General features: G+C 46.9%; 17 protein-coding genes. 10 read left to right on the top strand and 7 right to left on the bottom strand.

The genetic code is table 11. The features are described 5' to 3' along the window. Positions 1–22: 22 nt before the first annotated feature. On the bottom strand, positions 23–1423 hold the full coding sequence (gene lpdA, locus ACFSUS_RS18245; protein WP_381525111.1) for a dihydrolipoyl dehydrogenase: 1401 nt from the start codon (positions 1421–1423) through the stop codon (positions 23–25). Positions 1424–1646: 223 nt separating this feature from the next. Between lpdA and ACFSUS_RS18240 the strand changes: the two genes are divergently transcribed. Then, positions 1647–2216 (top strand): hypothetical protein, encoded by a 570-nt coding sequence (locus ACFSUS_RS18240; RefSeq protein WP_381525109.1) that lies wholly within the window; start codon positions 1647–1649, stop codon positions 2214–2216. Between the two features lie 4 nt (positions 2217–2220). Here ACFSUS_RS18240 and ACFSUS_RS18235 read toward each other — a convergent pair whose 3' ends face one another. Further along, a complete protein-coding gene (locus ACFSUS_RS18235) occupies positions 2221–4341 on the bottom strand; it encodes a tetratricopeptide repeat protein (RefSeq protein ID WP_381525107.1) in 2121 nt (706 codons plus the stop codon). A 604-nt stretch (positions 4342–4945) separates the two neighbouring features. Between ACFSUS_RS18235 and ACFSUS_RS18230 the strand changes: the two genes are divergently transcribed. From ACFSUS_RS18230 to nth, 3 genes are all read left to right on the top strand, one after another. Beyond that, the gene (locus tag ACFSUS_RS18230; protein WP_093826131.1) at positions 4946–5545 is read left to right on the top strand and encodes an RNA polymerase sigma factor; all 600 of its coding nucleotides are present in this window, start codon (positions 4946–4948) and stop codon (positions 5543–5545) included. Then, positions 5520–5771: a hypothetical protein gene (locus ACFSUS_RS18225; protein ID WP_381525104.1), complete on the top strand. Its 252-nt coding sequence runs from the start codon at positions 5520–5522 to the stop codon at positions 5769–5771. The genes ACFSUS_RS18230 and ACFSUS_RS18225 overlap by 26 nt, the downstream gene beginning before the upstream one ends. Before the next feature lie 136 nt (positions 5772–5907). Next, positions 5908–6624: an endonuclease III gene (gene nth, locus ACFSUS_RS18220; protein ID WP_381525102.1), complete on the top strand. Its 717-nt coding sequence runs from the start codon at positions 5908–5910 to the stop codon at positions 6622–6624. On the opposite strand, the gene ACFSUS_RS18215 is transcribed toward nth, so the two are convergent. After that, entirely contained in the window at positions 6625–7044 is a 420-nt protein-coding gene (locus ACFSUS_RS18215) for a nucleoside-diphosphate kinase (RefSeq protein ID WP_381525101.1), read from the bottom strand. It abuts the gene before it with no gap. A gap of 138 nt (positions 7045–7182) precedes the next feature. Here ACFSUS_RS18215 and ACFSUS_RS18210 point away from each other — a divergent pair, with 138 nt between their 5' ends. From ACFSUS_RS18210 to rdgB, 4 genes are all read left to right on the top strand, one after another. Then, a complete protein-coding gene (locus ACFSUS_RS18210; RefSeq protein WP_381525099.1) occupies positions 7183–8214 on the top strand; it encodes a DHH family phosphoesterase in 1032 nt (343 codons plus the stop codon). A gap of 120 nt (positions 8215–8334) precedes the next feature. Further along, on the top strand, positions 8335–9255 hold the full coding sequence (locus ACFSUS_RS18205; RefSeq protein WP_381525097.1) for an FKBP-type peptidyl-prolyl cis-trans isomerase: 921 nt from the start codon (positions 8335–8337) through the stop codon (positions 9253–9255). Between the two features lie 204 nt (positions 9256–9459). Beyond that, positions 9460–10368: an FKBP-type peptidyl-prolyl cis-trans isomerase gene (locus tag ACFSUS_RS18200; protein WP_381525095.1), complete on the top strand. Its 909-nt coding sequence runs from the start codon at positions 9460–9462 to the stop codon at positions 10366–10368. 60 nt (positions 10369–10428) lie between these two features. Further along, positions 10429–11007: an RdgB/HAM1 family non-canonical purine NTP pyrophosphatase gene (gene rdgB, locus ACFSUS_RS18195; RefSeq protein WP_381525093.1), complete on the top strand. Its 579-nt coding sequence runs from the start codon at positions 10429–10431 to the stop codon at positions 11005–11007. Positions 11008–11078: 71 nt separating this feature from the next. Here rdgB and ACFSUS_RS18190 read toward each other — a convergent pair whose 3' ends face one another. The 4 genes from ACFSUS_RS18190 to ACFSUS_RS18175 all read right to left on the bottom strand — a co-directional run bounded on the left by ACFSUS_RS18190 (position 11079) and on the right by ACFSUS_RS18175 (position 15626). After that, a complete protein-coding gene (locus ACFSUS_RS18190) occupies positions 11079–13199 on the bottom strand; it encodes a peptidylprolyl isomerase (RefSeq protein ID WP_381525091.1) in 2121 nt (706 codons plus the stop codon). A 99-nt stretch (positions 13200–13298) separates the two neighbouring features. Then, positions 13299–14027, bottom strand: a complete 729-nt coding sequence (locus tag ACFSUS_RS18185; RefSeq protein ID WP_381525089.1) for a DUF3291 domain-containing protein — start codon at positions 14025–14027, stop codon at positions 13299–13301. 320 nt (positions 14028–14347) lie between these two features. Further along, entirely contained in the window at positions 14348–14905 is a 558-nt protein-coding gene (locus tag ACFSUS_RS18180) for a sll1863 family stress response protein (RefSeq protein ID WP_381525087.1), read from the bottom strand. A 100-nt stretch (positions 14906–15005) separates the two neighbouring features. Continuing rightward, the gene (locus ACFSUS_RS18175) at positions 15006–15626 is read right to left on the bottom strand and encodes a thioredoxin family protein (RefSeq protein ID WP_381525085.1); all 621 of its coding nucleotides are present in this window, start codon (positions 15624–15626) and stop codon (positions 15006–15008) included. Between the two features lie 249 nt (positions 15627–15875). Between ACFSUS_RS18175 and ACFSUS_RS18170 the strand changes: the two genes are divergently transcribed. Together ACFSUS_RS18170 and ACFSUS_RS18165 are read left to right on the top strand one after the other, a co-directional pair. Further along, a complete protein-coding gene (locus ACFSUS_RS18170) occupies positions 15876–16487 on the top strand; it encodes a TetR/AcrR family transcriptional regulator (RefSeq protein WP_381525082.1) in 612 nt (203 codons plus the stop codon). A 53-nt stretch (positions 16488–16540) separates the two neighbouring features. Beyond that, the gene (locus ACFSUS_RS18165) at positions 16541–17914 is read left to right on the top strand and encodes a TolC family protein (protein ID WP_381525081.1); all 1374 of its coding nucleotides are present in this window, start codon (positions 16541–16543) and stop codon (positions 17912–17914) included. Positions 17915–17955: the final 41 nt, after the last annotated feature.

Genomic DNA, 17955 nt, shown 5'->3' with positions numbered 1-17955 from the left:
ACTTATTGAGACCTTTTGGCAATTACATATTGATCGCCCGATTGTCGGTAGCAGCCAGACAAGCTTCTTTAAACGCTTCGGTGTAGGTGGGGTGTGCGTGCGACATACGGGATATGTCTTCAGCAGAAGCCCGGAACTCCATAGCGACAACGGCTTCGGCAATCATATCAGCTGCGCGGGGACCGATGATGTGAACGCCTAGAATTTCGTCAGTTTCTTTATGCGCCAACACTTTCACCAATCCATCAATGTCCATACTGGCCCGCGCCCGGCCTAGCGCCTTGAATGGAAATGATCCGGTTTTATAAGGAATACCTTCCTGCTTCACTTCCTCTTCCGTATACCCTACGGCGGCCACTTCAGGCCAGGTGTACACTACGTTCGGAATCAAACGGTAATGAATATGCGGCTTTTGCCCGGCAATCGTTTCGGCAATAAACGTGCCTTCTTCTTCGGCTTTGTGCGCTAGCATAGCACCACGAATTACGTCGCCGAGTGCGTAGATATGAGGTACGCTTGTGCGCAGATTAGCGTCTACTTCAATCTTGCCTCGATTATCAGCTTTCAGACCGGCCGCTTCAAGATTCAGGCCGTCGGTATAGGGCCGACGACCTACTGAAACCAGGCAGTAGTCGCCAGTAAGCGTGATTTGTTTCCCATCGGGCGTATCAACACTCACCTCTACTTCATCGCCTTTATTCTCAACTTTGGTAACTTTATGATTGAAGTAAAAATCGGCACCGAGTTTTTTAACGGCTCGCTGGAGTTCTTTACCCATCGTTTTATCCATTGTTGGAATCATTGAATCCGCAAACTCTACAAACGACACTTTCGCTCCCAATCGAGCGTATACCGAGCCAAGTTCGGCACCAATCACACCCGCTCCAATAATGATCAGATGTTTCGGTACTTGCTCCAGCGCGAGAGCTTCTGTTGACGTAATAACGCGTTTCTTGTCAATTGGCATCGACGGAAACGACATTGGTTTCGAGCCCGTGGCAATCACAATATTTTTGCCCGTAATGGTCTGCTCAGAGCCGTCAGCTTTGGTAATTTTTACGGTATGCGGATCAACGAACGAGCCGACGCCGTGGATTTCGTCGATCTTATTTTTCTTCATCAGAAAGGTTATACCCTTCGTCGTCTGATCCACTACGTTCTTCTTCCGCGAAATCATTTGCGGAAGGTCAACCTGCAAATCAGTCAGTTTAATACCGTGTTCGGCAAAGGTGTGAGCTGCATTATAAAAATGCTCCGACGAGTCGAGCAGCGCTTTCGACGGAATACAGCCGACGTTGAGGCAAGTGCCGCCTAATGCCGGATATTTCTCAATGATGGCCGTTTTCAGTCCAAGCTGGGCGCAGCGAATAGCACCGGTATAGCCACCTGGTCCTGAACCGATAATAATTACGTCGTATTCCATAGAGGTTATTTATTTGGGTGGTTATTGATAGACATTTTGTGGTCATTCCTCGTATTAGCCAACAGTAACGAGGAATGACCACAAAATGTCTACTAATGACCTAAATGAATAGCATTGTAACTGCAAATTTGGTTCAGAATTTGATTACCCAAACCGATTTCATAAAAATCGTGTTGGTGGTTCGGTACGGCCTTCCTCGTTTACGGCCATCTCGTTCTGATTTATGCGCTTTGTTTATTCTATCTGCCTTTTCTCTCTACTGATTTTTAGTGGTTGCACAAACCCTGCTCAGCAAAATCAACCTAACGTTTATTATGACGTAGCTGGCTTCATCAAACGACAGATAGCCGAGTTAACGGCCCAAAAGCCCGTTGTCACGAAAGCGGTTATGGTGAATGAGAAACGAAGTCAGCAGGCCACTAACGACGTGAACTGGAGCCGGGAGCTTGAGCTTTTTTCTCAAGCCGACATTAATAAGCCAGCGTTACGTAATAGCTATGAAATCGGCCGACCTGACTCGCTGACGTATAAATACACCCTGAAACAATCGGAGGAGCGGCTAACTGTACGGTCGCTATTGGTACAATTGGACCCAACCACCCGCCAGCCACGCCGTATTGAAGCGGTATTGCAGACCAGCAATCCCCTTTATTCATCAGAACGGCATTTGTTATTAGAAAGTGGGCCGGCGAACGGTAAGCACTGGCGCATAGCGCACTACAAGCTATCGGGCTTCCAGCAGCTTTCGTACTTCGACAAAAATGAATTTTTGGTAGACGGTAAAGTGAAGTAAAGCGCTAAGCAGTGGCCAAGTCTGATGAAGTCGGTAGAATAAAGATAAACGTCGTTCCCTCTCCAGCTTCAGAGTGGACCTCGTACCGTCCTTTGATCAGGTCCATGCGAGCCTGAATGTTACGTAGGCCCATGCCCGTAGCATCTGCCGGATTCATGCCCCGGCCATTATCCTTTACGATCATATTCAGTTCGTTACCAAACCGGCGAAATAGAATATCAGCCTGGGTAGCTTCTGAATGGCGAAGAATGTTACTGCATAACTCAATGCAGATTGAATAAAGATTGAATTCAGTAGTTTTATCTAAACGAGGCAATTCAGCATTGTCTAACCGAAACTCCGTCTTTTGGGTTAGGTTGAGTTTGTAGACCAACCGCGTCAGCGCTTCCGACAGTCCTTGCTTTTCGAGCTCATCAGGCTGTAAGTTATGCGATAGATAGCGTACCTCGGCAAACGCTTCTTTGGTCATACCGAGCAGATTCTGGTAGATAAGCTGCTCCCGTTCGGACAACCGTGCTGGGTTTAACGCTGATAAACTCGTTTTAATGGCCGCTAGCAGTCCGCCAAGGCTATCGTGCAGGTCAGCAGCCATCCGTTTTCGTTCGAGGGTCTGCCCTCGTAACAGAGCTTCTTCGATTTCCCGGTTCTTGGCCCGAAGCAGATCGTTGGCTAATTTAAGCTCAGCCGTTCGTTCGACTACTTTATCTTCCAAACCTCGATTAAGTCCTTCAATTTCCCGTTTTTGCCGATAAATTAACTGACTTTTTCGATAGTAAACGGCGGCAAAGACGAGTAACATTGCTAGCCCTCCTACCAGAAACGTACGCATCAGATATTGCTGCTCGATATCATGGCTGAGGGCATCAATACGCGCCCTGTGCTCTATCCGACTCTTTTCTGACTCTGCCCGCAAACGCTCCGTTTCTATGCGTTGCTGTAATTGGCTCATGCGGGTCTCACCGGCCAGCTGCTCACGCTCAGCCTCGGCCCGCAACCGGGCTAGTTCGGCTTGTCGGCGTACGTTAATTAATTGCTGTTGCTGAATCAGCCGTTCTTTCTCGGCTTCGGCTTTAACCTGACCAATGTCATACTTTTTTTGCATGGCAGATAACTCCTGAACACGTTTTAGTGCGTTCAAGCTGTCACGTACCACAATGTGCTCTTCGTACATCGCCAACGCCTGAGCAGGCTGATTAGCCAGCCGGTATGCTTTATAAAGGGATTGTGTTGCCATCTGACGTATGCGCAGATAACCTGCCTGCCTTGACAAGGCTAAGGCTTTTTCACCAAATTCAATAGCAAGCGAAGGACGATTGGTTAAGGCGTAGCACTCTGATAGCCTAGCCCATACAGACGCTTGCCCGGCCAAATCTTTAAGTTGTGTCCAGACGGCTAATCCTTCTTCAAAAAATTTGATTGCTTGTTCAGGATATCCCCTATTAATGAGAAAATCGCCTAGCCGGTCATCTGCATACGCTACGTTCATCTGCGAACGCGCGTCCAATGCTATTTGCCGACTGGCTTCATATTGCTGACGAGCCTGATCATATCGCCCTAAAATTTCGTAGACCTCTCCCATTTGGGCTGTTGCCTGCCCAGTTAGTAGCTTTCTGTTCTTAGGTGTTATTGAGGTGTTAAAACTTAGAAATGTTAGTGAATTATGATAGCTCTTTAGGGCGTTGTCGTATTCTTTCAATAGAACATAAATGTCGCCCATGTTCATTTGGACCTGCCAGCGGGGTGAACTTTCTCGGGGTAATTTCTTGCAGAGTTCAGATGCATTCTGATTAATATGCAACGCCTGTAAGTAATCGCCTTTTACGGTACGCATATAATGCTCTTCCAACATCATGGCCCGTACGGCGTATAAAGTATTCCGGTATAGTAACGCTCGTTCTTCTAGCTTCCTGGCATACAGATAGGTGCTATCGCGGTCGTGCCCGCGCATCTGCTTAAAAACGAGCGCCATATACCGTAGCCCTTCTAACTGCAAGGTATCGTTGCGCCGGTTGCGGGGCAGTCGTTCGGCTTGCTGTCGATACGTACGGCCGATCGTCAGTAAGCTATCCATATATACTTTATCGCTCCTCCGGTCGAAATTTAATTCCGGCAAAGTCAGTTGCATCTGCCCTAAACAGATGTTACCCCAAAAAAGTATAGAGATTGCGAACCAAACTGATTTCATAGGTTAAATATCGGCAAAACTCAAATCCGATATAAGGCCCTAAAGTAGCGATTATAGACAGACTGTCAATAATTTACGACCAAAAATATCTACTTATATCAACAACATGCGTAGAGTAATAATTACTAAGTACTCCCTAATCCTGTTTTTTACCATTTTTACAGTTCGTGAGCCTTTGACATCAGTATTGGCTGTGAAGCTTAAACGAACGAGAAAATTCTTAACAGTAAAATAATTTTTAAGGCGCTCATTTAAACGAATGGTAGCTAACTTGAATCTATAATAGGAAATCAAACGTAAGTACAATATTTTCCAAGAAAAAGCTATAAGTCATTAAAAAGTGCTTAATTTGGCTTTGTTTTATCCGCCAGGCTATATTTTTGATTATTTAATTAGTTTTTGGCAGATTTTTTGTAGCATTTAGTTGGAAAACAGCATACAATCTGCTTATTTTTAAGGCGGCATTGACCACGATTACAAAAAACTTAATCCCCACGTACACTATCGGAACACAGCTCTACGTTACCTAATTGTCTTACTGAAAATGGAAAAAGCCCAGGTAAACGACAGTGAGTTGATTTCCCTGTACATTCGTGGTAATGAAAAAGCCTTTGCTAAATTAGTGCAACGGCACAAGTCGAAGATTTACACCACCATCTATCTGATTGTTAAAGACCAGTATGTGGCGGAAGATTTAATGCAGGACACGTTCATAAAAGCCGTGGACACGCTTAAGTCAGGTAAATACAACGAGGAGGGCAAATTTCTACCGTGGATTATCCGAATCGCTCACAACTTGGCAATTGACTATTTCCGAAAAGATAAACGCTACCCCAGTGTGGTGTTTGAAGACGGAAGCAGTGTGTTTAATACGCTTGAGTTTGCAGAGGACTCGGTCGAGTCGCTTCAAATTCGCCAGGAAACACACGAGCATTTGCGCGAATTGATTCAGCGGTTGCCGGAACAACAGCGTCAGGTGCTCATTATGCGGCACTACGAGGAAATGAGTTTCCAGGAGATTGCCGATGCGACCGGCGTCAGCATCAACACGGCTTTGGGACGTATGCGTTATGCGTTGATTAATCTGCGCAAGCAACTGAGCAAACGTTCGCCGAGTTATGATAAAAACATTTACCCAAGATGATGTAATCCGGTATGTCTATGAGGAGACCTCGCCAGAGGAGAACCTGCTCATTGAAGACGCCATGATGTCGGAGCCGGAATTAATGACGTTCTTCCTTGAGGCTTTAGAGTTAAGAGCCTTGATGAACAAAATTGAGCGCCAGCCCCGCCAGAGTACAGTCCAAACGATCCTGAATTATTCCCAACACCATCCGGAAAACCCACCCAGGCGGCTACGGCATTCGTAGCAAGTAGGTGGGTTTCGCTGTTACGTTTATTGTAGCACAGACTTTGACCTGTGTAGTTATGAGTTCAGTTGAGCGCAAGCAATCGTTATAACTGACACAGCTACACAGGTCGAGGTCTGTGCTACACTTATATACCATGCAAAAAAAAGAACGTTTCAAACGGTTTATTGATTACTTTACCCAGCACTATCCAGAGCCAAAAACCGAACTCAACTTTGGAAATCCATACGAATTGCTGGTTGCAGTAATTTTATCAGCGCAGTGTACTGACAAGCGTATTAATCAAATCTCTCCTGCCCTGTTTGCCCGTTTTCCCGAAGCGGAGTCGTTGGCTGCTGCCTCGGTCGATGAAGTGTTTACCTACATTCGGAGTGTATCTTATCCGAATAACAAGGCAAAGCATTTGGTTGGTATGGCCAAAACGTTGATGGAGCGGTTCGGGGGAGAAATCCCGGCAACTGTCGAGGAGCTTCAGACATTACCGGGTGTAGGCCGAAAAACAGCCCATGTGATTTTGTCGGTCGTTTATAACGAACCAACCATGGCAGTAGACACCCACGTCTTTCGTGTGTCGCACCGGTTGGGATTAGCCCCTTTAACGGCGACAACTCCTTTAGCGGTCGAAAAAGCGCTGATGGCCCACGTGCCGAAGCAGTACGTCCCGAAGGCTCATCATTGGCTCATTTTACACGGCCGATACGTGTGTGTGGCCCGATTGCCCAAGTGCGATCAATGCGCCCTCCGGGACTTTTGCAAGTACTATGAAAAAGCCGTTAGTCAGCAGTTGTCAGTTACAAAGCAAAAAAGCGTTCGCAAACTTATAGACAACCATCAACTAACGGCTAGTAGTTAATTAGTACTGCTCAGTTGCTGAGAAGAAGAAGCTACCTTCGATGTCTGCGTTTTCGTCTGAGTCGGAGCCGTGAATAGCATTAGCCTCAATCGACTTGGCGTATAACTTACGGATCGTACCTTCTTCGGCTTGGGCTGGGTTAGTAGCACCGATTAGCTTCCGGAAGTCAGTTACTGCATTTTCTTTTTCTAAGATCATGGGGACAATGGCACCCGATGACATATAGGTCCGCAAGTCATTATAAAATGGCCGCTCACGGTGAACAGCATAAAACTGACCAGCTCGCTCAGGCGTTAGCTGCGTTTTTTTGATTGCTACGATGCGGAAACCCGCTTCTTCGATCATTTTAATAATTGATCCGGTATGCCCTGCCTCTACGGCATCGGGCTTAATCATGGTGAACGTTCGGTTCGTTGCCATTCTGGGTTGTTGAATCCAAATAATATTTGGCCGCAAAGGTAGTGACTTTCACCCGAATTGCCACGCGCTGTTCAAAGCCTGCTGGTATCCAAATTATTCGTACTTTTGAATTTCGATTGTGGCCTCGGCCGTTTGTGTATGCAAGACATTGAAGCAATTGGTGCGGTTATCGGGCAGCCGTCGGGCGGCCCAGCGCTAACCATACTGATTACAACCCATCAAAATCCTGATGCTGATGCCATGGGATCATCGCTGGGGCTGGCGGGCTACCTCCGTAAAAAGGGTCATCATGTGACAGTCGTCACACCAACCGATTACTCGCAAAACCTCCATTGGATGCCAGGTAATGACGACGTAATTGCGTTTGAGGAAAAAGTGAGGGTAAGAGTTAACCAGTTAATGGAAGAGGCTGATCTGATATTTTGCCTTGATTTCTCCAGCCTCGACCGCATACGTGATCTAGCTCCTATGGTTCGGCAGTCGCGTGCGCGCAAGGTCTTGATCGATCATCATCTCGAACCCGAATCATTTGCGGAATTGGCACTTTGGGACCCAAGTGCTGCTGCTACGGCCGAGTTAGTCTTCCGATTAATAGTGGAATTGGGCGATAAAGAGTTGATAGATGTCTCTATAGCAGAGTGCCTATATTCTGGCCTGATGACTGATACGGGCTCTTTTCGCCATTCGAACACCACGGGTAATGTTCACCGGATGGCTGCCGCTTTGGTAGACCTCAGGATTGACGTTAGTAGTATTCATCGGCGCATCTTCGACAATGTATCGCTCGACAAGTTTCGCTTGTTAGGTTACGTATTGAATGAAAAGTTGAAAGTACTACCCGAGTATAAGTTCGCGTATATCACCTTAACAGATGCTGAACTAAAGCGGTACCGTTCTAAAACCGGCGATACTGAAGGTATGGTTAACTATGCTCTGGCTGTAGAAGGCGTGGTGATGGCTGCCATCTTGATTGATCGCAATGAAGAGATCCGGCTATCGTTTCGTTCTATAGGTGACTTCTCCGTGCGCGAATTGGCGAATACACACTTCAATGGCGGTGGACACCGCAATGCTGCTGGAGGCCGAAGCAAACTTTCATTGGCTGAAACTGAGCAAAAACTTTTGACAGTACTACCTCAATATCAACAACAATTACTGGAAACGGTATAAAAAAGTTTACGGCTTTGATGTTTAGGTTTTCAGTTGTGCAAAATGCTCATACACATATTGATTGAAAACCGGAGATTGTAAAGCCGAAAACCGAAAACTATAAACTGAAAACCAATTTTTATGTCTCTTAAACATTTCGGGAAAGCCGCCCTAATCGTCGCTGTTGTAGCGGCTTGCGGTAAAAACCGCGTACAGGTGACGGACAACGGCCTGAAGTATCAAATTCACGATCAATCAGAAGGAACCCGTAAGGGTAAGGTTGGGGACATCCTGACAATGCACCTAACTTTAATGAACAATAAAGATTCGGTGCTGCGCGATACGCACAAAGAAGGGGCTCCCTTTCAAATGTTATTACAAGTACCGCCCTTTAAAGGATCTTACGAAGAAGGACTAACGATGCTCGGTAAAGGCGATAGCGCTACGTTCTACGTCAGCGCCGACTCACTCTTTACCCGCGCTATGCAGCCATTGCCCCCAGGGGTTCAGAAAGGCACTGACATTGGCATTGCGGTGAAAGTCCTGAATGTGCAGTCTAAAGAGGAGTACGAAAAAGCGCAGACTGCTGAGTTCGAAAAACAAAAAGGCGTTGATGCTAAAGTCATCGAAAGTTATGTCGCTAAAAATGGGCTAGCTGGCAAAGCGCAAAAGACGGAAGGGGGCGTTTACTACGTTGTAACTCAGGCAGGCAACGGTCCAACACCAAACCGGGGCGATGTTGTGTCGGTACATTACACAGGCAAATTGCTAACCGGTAAAGTATTCGACAGCTCGCGGATGAATCCACAGGCAGGGGGTAAACCGGTACAGTTTCCAATTGGAGTAGGGCAGGTAATTCCGGGCTGGGAAGAGGGCGTGATGAAAATGCATAAGGGCGAGAAAGCCACGCTTATCATTCCTTCGGTGTTGGCATACGGCCCGCGCGGTAATCAGGGTATTCCACCAAACTCGGTCCTGTTGTTCGACATTGAACTGCTTGACATTCAGAAAGGTCAGATGGGCCAGCCTGGTCAGCCAGGAATGCCTCAGCCAGGGCGTTAATTAAATGAGCTTAACTCAGAGAGCATTGCTTAAAGAAAACTTTCTGACATTGAACCAGCTCACAAGTACTCATAGTCCCGTGGAGATGGCATCTTAAACCGAGATGACGTTTCTGCGGGATTTTTACCTATTCAACGAAACATAGAGGGCAACATTTTACGTTCTACATACGGATCAGCTCTGACCAGCACCTAGAAATAAGCTATGAAATTTAGAATAAACCATTCGTTTTGGGCATACGGCCTGCTCAGTGTTTCGGCGCTGTTAGCTTCCTGCCAGGAACCCGGCGAAGCGTTGAATGACCGTAAACGGCGCGAAAATGAAGCCGAGATTGAACAGTATATTAAAACGAATAATATAGCGGCCACTAAGACTGATGAAGGTATTTATTTCTTCCAGACCAAGTCGGTACCAACAGGCCAGGCACCTGCTTTAGGCGATGAAGTCCGCTATCATTTTATTTCTCGCCGACTAGATGGCGTCTTTGTAGACAGTACCGACATGGCGGGTAACAATCCCGCTACGGTCATTTTAGCAGGCGAGCAAACAACGGGTATCACGCTGGGTAGATACGCAGGTATCTTGAAGCTACGCCAAGGTGAAGAGGGCGCAGTTCTGGTTCCTGCCTACGCGGATGGCGGTCGGGTTGGCTCGCTACTTCTGCCGCAATACACGCCCGTACGTTACGATCTTCGTATTGTCAGCGTTAGGACAGAAAACCAGCAGATAGAGGATTATATCAAAACCAACAATGTAGCTGTGACTACCAAAACCGATGATGGAGTCCGAGTTGCTTTGACTCAAGCTCGTCCGGATTCGGTAGCTATCGTAACAGGAAAGACAGTAACCTTAAATTATAAAGGCAAATTATTAAATGGAGGAATATTCGATGCTGGAGTGTCTCCTCTCACAGTTCGGATTGGTGACAAACAAGTTGTTTCTGGCTTTGAAACGGCTTTAACCAAGCTAAGAGCAGGAGAGAAAGCAACTATTATCTTTCCATCAGCCCTTGGATATGGTAACACTAGCAGACCGCAAAGCTCAGCAAGTACTGTAGCAATCCCCGCTTATAGTCCTTTAGTTTTTGACCTTGAAATAACTAAAGTCGAATAACTTTTTATACCCTTATACAGCCGTTTGTAGTTTATACCTGCAAACGGCTTTTTTGTATCTATGGAACTCTGCTTTGCCACAAATAATCAACATAAAATACAAGAGGTCAAAGCTGGCCTTGGCGATGCCTTCACGCTTAAGACACTTCAAGACATCGGATGTGAAGACGAACTCCCTGAAGCCTCGGGTACAATTCCGGGTAATTCGCGTCAGAAAGCAGATTATGTCTGGACGCACTATGGCATCTCCTGCTTCGCCGACGATTCGGGACTTGAAGTAGAAGCTCTCGATGGCGAACCGGGCGTAGATTCGGCTTTTTACTCGGGTAGCCGTGACGCTGGAAAAAACATTCAAAAGCTACTGACCAACCTGGAAGGAAAGCCAAGCAGAAAAGCCCGATTTATCACCGTCTTTACGCTCATTCTACACGGGGTTGAACACCAGTTTGAGGGAGTAGTGGAAGGGCAAATACTCCATGAGCCTCGTGGAGAAGGTGGGTTTGGTTACGACCCTGTATTTCTGCCGGATGGATACGACCAGACCTTCGCTGAAATGAGCATGACCCAAAAAGGTGCAATCAGCCACCGTTCACGTGCCTTGGCTAAAATGGTAGCTTATCTAGAAAAGCAACTTGTGTAGATTAGTTAAATCATGAAAAAGCCCAGCTCTGAGATCGGAGCTGGGCTTTTTCATGTTAGTCGTGAATCAGCTTAATAGAACTTAGCGCGACGGTCCTCTACTTTGGCGGCTTCTTTGATAGCCTCATTGATGTAAAAACCAACGCGCGATGTGCTGTTCTGTTGCAACTGCGTTTTGTAAAGCGCATAATCCGCAACGGCTGGAGCTGGTGTAATTCGGGTTGGCTCCACAATCAGAACGCCCCCATCGCCCGCAAACGGCTTCGAACGCTTACCTGGCTTCAGACCAAACGCTTTACCTAAAGCTACGGGGTCGACACCGGCACTACGCAGGAAACCCGTTGCCAGGTTAACGTCTTCAGCAGTTTCTACTAAAGCTCCTGCACCGTATTTCTGAGCGATAGCTTCTAAAGAACCGCTGGCGTTACCAAGCTTCTTCAAGATTTGCTCAGCCTTCAGTTCACTACGCACTTTGGCCGTCAACTCGTTCCGATAATCATCGACTTTTATGTCGTCTTTGTCCGTCTTGTTGGTCAAAACAGCAATTACGTACTGATCGCCAACTTCAAACGGTTCAGATACAGAATTGATGTCAGTTTTATCGTCAAACGCCCAACGAACAATTTGCCGTACTTCAGAGCCATTCAAGGCATTTATCTGGTTGGCGCCTTCTGGAATCCGCTCGGCCGTAGCTACCACCAGTGATTTGTCTTCTTTCACTTTAGCATCAAAAGCTTCCTTTGTCCGTACGTCTGATGCAAACTGGTCAGCTTTACGCAGCGCTTCGTCGCGGGTCGTTTGGCTCGGGGCAATCGTTTTGCCAATAGCTGCCACCCGGTAAAGTACGTTCGTTTTTGGCTCAGTTACTTTAATGATGTGATACCCAAAGTCGGTTTCAATGACCCGAGGAATCAAACCAGCCGACGTAGCACCAAACACAGCCGACTCAAACGGCTTCACCATCTGGCCATTGTCTTTAAAATAACCAAGGTCGCCACCATTCTGAGCTGACCCATCGGCGCTATTCGTTTGGGCAAGGGCTTCGAAGCTGGCACCTCCCTGAATTTGTTTCAGGATGCCTTCTGCCCGACGACGAGCATCCGCTTTAGCTGAATCCGTTTGTGCCGCTGGGCGAATCAGGATGTGACTGGCACGGGCCGTGAAGCTAGTGTCTTTCTTCGAACCACCGTACTTGTAGATGAAGTACGTGTTACCTTCACGGAAAGGTCCATAGATACCACCTGGTGAGAATGTCGGAATCGACGCCCGAAGTTGCTCTGGCATTTCACCAGCCGTCAGGTACAGCGGTACGCGAACGTCGCTGTTTTGCTGAGCAAAGGTTGAGTCGTTCGTAGCAGCCCCTAGTCCACGCGCCAGCGACTTAATTTCGTTGTACAACGTAGCGCTGTCTTCTTTCGACGGAGCGACCGAGAACGTTACGTATTGAATCGAGCGGCTATCCGTACCGGGGTATTCATCCTTATGCTTATCCAGGTACTCCTGCAACTGCGAATCGGTCACCTTCACCGTTGTGTCGTTGATGGTGTAATAAGGCACGAAAAGAAACTTAACGTTTGCTTTCGAGTTTTGCGCCTGATATTCTTTCTGCGCTTCAGCCGTTGTTGCGAACACCGACAGGCGCATCAGACCTTCATATTTGTTCCGTAACCGGTCGGAGCTGAGGTTCTTCTCGAAGCTAGCCCAAGCCTGCTGTTGCTGCGGTGGCAAGTTCTTTAGGCCTTTGAGATAATTAATAATCGAGCTCTTATCGAAGACACCGGTTTGCGGATTGGTAAATGCCTGCCGCACTTGTGGGCTAATATTGTTACCCTGCACCATGTCGACCAGTTCTTCAGGCGACACTTTCAGGCCCAGTTTGTCGAACTCTTTTTGATAGGCAATTTCAAACAGCAGTTGGTTCCAGGCTTGCTCGCGGATTTGGGCTAAATCCTGATCGGCAGGTGCCCGACCGGTTTGCTGTTCAAATTGTGCCCGAAGTTCATCTACCTTGGCGTTGAACTCTTGGTAGTCGATTGACTGACCGGCAATTTCGCCGACTTCCTGTTGGTTTCCGCCGAACAGCAAACTACGGCCGCCGAGCAAATCTCCCCCCACAATGAACAGAATCAAGCTAACGGCAATAATACCTACGGCCAGCCCTGAACGTTCCCTGATCTTGTTAATGACAGACATTTCGCTTTATACGTACAATTTAGCCCGCAAAATAACAATTTTCCCCGTTGGAATACAAGCAACGATGGTGCAGGAAATCCGCAAAAGTTATCTTTTTTGTTAACAAGATGTATTGTGGGCCAATTGGTTTGCCACTTTACTGAATAAAGGCCCATCGGCGTTAAGTACGCTGAAACGAGCAAATAACTCTTCGCTATACCAGCGCCGTTGCCGCGTTAGGCGAACAATCTCTTTGTGGCCACTTTGCCGATACGCATATCGGTCGATGGCTGCGGGGTCGCGCCAAACGCTGATTGTGCATTGTTGCACGACGGGCACCTCTCCTACCCCAATTCCAAATAGCAGATTATCGCGCTGGTCTTGAAGCCGTTGCCGAGCTTGCGGAACATGCCGCCAAAAATCGGGTAATGCCCGTGGCCGTATGGTTGCACGAGTGAGCACGGCAACAGGGCCGTTCGGTAGTTGTGTACCTGAGTATGTGGGTGGTTCATCCTGCGAAAATGGGTTTTGCCCATCCCAAAGGCCGTGCGCCCGTTCAGGTCGAAGAAGTAACGTACTAACCTCCCTAGCTCCTAATTGCAATCGGCGGTAGCCCGTAGTTTCGGTAAAGGCCTTTGCTTCTGTCTCATTACCCCAGACGCCTAGATGAACGTAAGTAGAGAAATCAGGAATTAAGCCGTAATCACGGCCACTCCCCATAAGTTTACTAAATCGCAACCCCTCAGCCTGGATTGGCTGCATCAGAAAACGGCCCATGTTGGCAAAGGCACGAAAGCGGGCGCTAGGCTGGTATTGAAAAGCAGTGACGGTGACTACGGGTGATGACATAGTACTGATAGAAACGAGCAAGTACGGCGCTTGTTTTAACGTATGCTCGTGGCCTTTACCTTATTTGCTACAGACAGTTTCAGATTACTTGTATACTTGTAAATCTACTTGCTCAGGTACATGATTCCTTGAGCAGCGATTGTCATTGCTAAAAACTAGTCCCGACTCGCAGCATTAATTTCATTTTTACACTGACCACACTTAGAATTACCCTTCGTGCTTATCAACAAAAGTGTAGAAATTAAGCCACACTGTTGTGTAAAACAAAAAGACGCCGACATCTGAATGGTCGGCGTCTTAGGTTTAAAAACCGGCAATGACTATTCGTCTTTACCGTCACGATCAACTTTGTCTTCGGCTTTGTCGAAGGCGTCGCCAATATTTTTACCAGCTTTTTTGAAGCCCGCTTTAATATCTTTCCAGGCGGCAGCTGTCGCATTCTGAGCCTTATCGATATCGTTGCCTAAATCTTTACGTTCGGCTTCAAGCTCGGCTAACTCTTCTTTCGACTCAGCTTTTGCATTGGCTCCTTTACGTTTGATATCCGCTTTTAATTCGTCGATTTTAGCGTCTAATTTATCTTTTTGAACGTTCATCTTGGCTACAGCCTCTTTACGCTCACGTTCAAAATCATTGCCTGCTTCATCGGCTTTCGCTTCTGCTTTATCACTTGCTTCTTTCAAGTCTTCGCGAGCCTCAGCCGTTGCTTCTTTGGTATCAGCTTCGATGGCATCACCCGTTTTTTCAAGCGCTTCTTCAGTGCGTGACTCATTCTTGTTGTCAGAACCACAAGCTTGTAGTAAAGCTAATGACGCCACCAGCATGGTTGTACCAAGGGCGCGTTTTACCTGGGTCACTATCAATGTTGTCTTTTTCATAACGTTTTATGTGTAGTTTAACCAGTAAGTGCCCCTAACAAACCTTGTGCCAACATAATACAACTACGAACAAAGACCTCTCCGCGACTAGCAGCTCCTATTAGTTTTTCCACTTGATGGCACAGCCAATGGGTTTGGAAATAGGTGATTGCACAGGTCGGCCAGCCAGCAGACTACTAACGGCATCATCGACGTAACGCCGTTGTACACCGGCACCGTCCTGCGGACTGTCGTCAATGGTACCGACGTATTCGAGAATGAACTGTCCATTTGTCTGTTTCAACACATATACTTGCGGAGTCCGGGTTGCACCGAAAGCTCGGGCTACTGTCTGTGTTTCATCCATAGCGTAGGCATAGGTATAACCTTTCTCACGAGCACGGGCCTTCATATTCTCGAACGAATCGTCTTCATAAGCGGTAGGGTCGTTCGGCATAATTGCCAGTACTGGATATCCCTGAGGAGCAAATTTGCGATCCAACGCAATAAGCCGGTCTTCGTATGCTTTCGAAAAAGGGCAGTGGTTGCTCGTAAAAACAACGACTAAGCCTTTTTGGGAGCGATAGTCAGCCAACGTAATTGTACGACCATCAACGTTCTTCACCCGGAAATCAGCCGCAGCATCTCCCAAAGTGTATCCTTTAGGCACTTGAGCACTCAGTGTTGACGAAAAACGTACGATAAATGCCAGAACCAATAATAGACTCTTTATTAATCTCATGTTCATACTATGACCTTTAGTAGCCATAGTGTTTGTTAGACAAGGATATAGACAAATAGTTAATTCACAACCAAAGTTTGTTACCGGTAAGTGGTAAATATGAAAATTTAATGCAGAGCCTGCACTCAACAGGTGAGCAACATTTTTGGTCCACTAATTATGCCGTTCAATCAATTAAGAATTAAAATTTACGATCACATTCAACTAACTAAACACTGTTCATTAAATTTGCATTGTTAATCTTTGATCATGGGCATTACAGAGCGGAAAGAACGAGAACGAGAAGAGATGCGCCAGCTTATCCTGAGCGCAGCCCAGAAATTATTTCTAGAGAACGGGTATGAGAAAGTTAGCATTCGGAATATAGCCGACGCGATTGAATACAGTCCGGCAACTATCTATCTGTATTACAAGGATAAGAACGAGTTGCTTTTTGCTTTACATCAGTTTGGCTTTGCCAAGATGGTGCAGGAATTCAGTCCGTTGTTCTCTATCACTGACCCCTTTGAGCGACTGGTGGAGATGGGACGATCTTACATTCGGTTTGCCGTAGAAAACCCAGAGCTGTTTGACCTTATGTTTATCATGACCGCTCCTATCGACAAGCTTGATAAAGAAAATTGGGTTGAAGGTGACCGGTCATTTGGCCTGTTAGTGCAGGTTGTGCAAGATTGTATGGACGCGGGGGTTTTCCAACCACGCGATACTCGGGTGGTTGCCATGATGATCTGGAGTGCCATTCACGGATACACAGCGCTGTACTTGCGAAAACGATTGGGCATGTTCGATGAATGCGATCGGCAGCCAATTATGGATGATGCCTTTAACCTTTTATGCGAAACACTACGAAAGGGCTTGTAGCACCCTTTTTTTTGCTCTATTGCTAAACACTGTTCACTAAATGATGAACGATCATGAACAAGAAAATATATCGACAACTGGCTTTACTTGGATTGTTCCTGTTCACTGTTGAGCAAGGATGGGCTCAGCAATCCACTCTATTGGAGAACTACATTCAAGAAGGCTTATCTAACAACCTTGCACTTCGGCAGGAGTCACTCGAAATTAGTCGTGTAACCGAATCGTTGAATCAGGCACGGTCTTTTTTCTACCCAAGAGTTGCTTTTAATCCAACCTACTCGCTCGCTGCTGGTGGACGACGGCTGGAGTTTCCGGTCGGGGATCTGCTTAACCCGGCCTATCGGACACTTAACCAATTAACAGGCTCTGATCGGTTTCCGACCAATGTTGAAAACGTCAATCAACTACTGGCTCCTAACAACTTTCACGACACGAAAATTAGTTTTCAGTACGCTATTTTCAACACAGACATTCAGTACAATTACCTTATTCAGAAAGAACTACTATCTGCTCAGCAGGCCCGCAAACGGGTCATTGAAAACGAACTACGGTATAACATTTCCACAGCCTACTACCAATACCTACAAACGCTCGATGCCATTCGTATCTATGAAAATTCGCGCAAAGTGTTCGCCGAGTTGGCTCGACTCAACGAGAAGCTGGTCAACAACAACGTAGCTACTAAAGAGGTGCTTACGTCGGCCCGTTACGAAATCAGTAAGATGGATCAGCAGTTGGCTGTAGCTGAAAAAAACCAGGTAACTGCTCGTGCCTACTTTAATTTCCTGCTCAACCGCGATCTGACAGCAGGCATTGACATTGATTCTTCACTCACGAAAATCTTGCCCGAATCAAAAGAGAGCCTGGATGAATTGCAGCAAACGGCGCTGCGTGGGCGGCAAGAGCTGGCACAATTGGGGGGATCATTAAAAGCCTCTCAGACAGCAGTAAAGCTGAATGAAGCCAACGCTAAAATCCCGAATCTGTACGTCGGCGGTAGCACAGGCTTTCAGGGCTTTGGCTACACATTTCAAAATCAGGCTTACGTAATAGGGCAGTTCGGACTGCAATGGGATTTGTTTCGTGGTTACGAAAAACGCTCCAAAATTCAACAGGCAAAGATTCAGTCGGAGGTGCTACGTACACGCCTGGCGGAAGTGCAACGGCAAATTCAGTTGCAAGTGTTGCAAGCGTACTATGACCTAAATGCAGCTAATGAAAGTCTGGCAGCCACGCAGAGCGGCCTTATCAACGCCGACCAAACGTTCCGGGTCATCGATAGTAAGTATCGTAATGGACAGGCCTTGCTAATTGAATTCCTGCGCTATCAGAATGATCGCTTAACGGCCCAGTTTCAGCATTCACTGGCTCGTATGGATGTCCTCATCAAGCGGGCAGCCCTCGACCGGGCCGTAGCAGTTCAATAAAATACTGATTAGTATAGCTTTCCACTCATACTTCCTCTTTA

Origin of the sequence: Spirosoma soli (assembly GCF_042684525.1) — a bacterium.
GTDB classification, from domain to species: Bacteria; Bacteroidota; Bacteroidia; order Cytophagales; family Spirosomataceae; genus Spirosoma; species Spirosoma soli.
The sequence above is the reverse complement of the archived record's forward strand: the minus strand, read 5'-3'. Positions and strand labels throughout refer to the sequence as shown.

Coding starts and splice junctions, on each gene's coding strand:
- ACFSUS_RS18235 (WP_381525107.1), bottom strand. CDS start 4,341: ATGCAACTGACTTTGCCGGAATTAAATTTCGACCGGAGGAGCGATAAA.
- ACFSUS_RS18240 (WP_381525109.1), top strand. CDS start 1,647: ATGCGCTTTGTTTATTCTATCTGCCTTTTCTCTCTACTGATTTTTAGT.
- nth (WP_381525102.1), top strand. CDS start 5,908: ATGCAAAAAAAAGAACGTTTCAAACGGTTTATTGATTACTTTACCCAG.
- ACFSUS_RS18215 (WP_381525101.1), bottom strand. CDS start 7,044: ATGGCAACGAACCGAACGTTCACCATGATTAAGCCCGATGCCGTAGAG.
- ACFSUS_RS18185 (WP_381525089.1), bottom strand. CDS start 14,027: ATGTCATCACCCGTAGTCACCGTCACTGCTTTTCAATACCAGCCTAGC.
- ACFSUS_RS18200 (WP_381525095.1), top strand. CDS start 9,460: ATGAAATTTAGAATAAACCATTCGTTTTGGGCATACGGCCTGCTCAGT.
- ACFSUS_RS18225 (WP_381525104.1), top strand. CDS start 5,520: ATGATAAAAACATTTACCCAAGATGATGTAATCCGGTATGTCTATGAG.
- ACFSUS_RS18165 (WP_381525081.1), top strand. CDS start 16,541: ATGAACAAGAAAATATATCGACAACTGGCTTTACTTGGATTGTTCCTG.
- ACFSUS_RS18175 (WP_381525085.1), bottom strand. CDS start 15,626: ATGAGATTAATAAAGAGTCTATTATTGGTTCTGGCATTTATCGTACGT.
- ACFSUS_RS18170 (WP_381525082.1), top strand. CDS start 15,876: ATGGGCATTACAGAGCGGAAAGAACGAGAACGAGAAGAGATGCGCCAG.
- ACFSUS_RS18190 (WP_381525091.1), bottom strand. CDS start 13,199: ATGTCTGTCATTAACAAGATCAGGGAACGTTCAGGGCTGGCCGTAGGT.
- ACFSUS_RS18205 (WP_381525097.1), top strand. CDS start 8,335: ATGTCTCTTAAACATTTCGGGAAAGCCGCCCTAATCGTCGCTGTTGTA.
- ACFSUS_RS18210 (WP_381525099.1), top strand. CDS start 7,183: ATGCAAGACATTGAAGCAATTGGTGCGGTTATCGGGCAGCCGTCGGGC.
- lpdA (WP_381525111.1), bottom strand. CDS start 1,423: ATGGAATACGACGTAATTATTATCGGTTCAGGACCAGGTGGCTATACC.
- ACFSUS_RS18230 (WP_093826131.1), top strand. CDS start 4,946: ATGGAAAAAGCCCAGGTAAACGACAGTGAGTTGATTTCCCTGTACATT.
- rdgB (WP_381525093.1), top strand. CDS start 10,429: ATGGAACTCTGCTTTGCCACAAATAATCAACATAAAATACAAGAGGTC.
- ACFSUS_RS18180 (WP_381525087.1), bottom strand. CDS start 14,905: ATGAAAAAGACAACATTGATAGTGACCCAGGTAAAACGCGCCCTTGGT.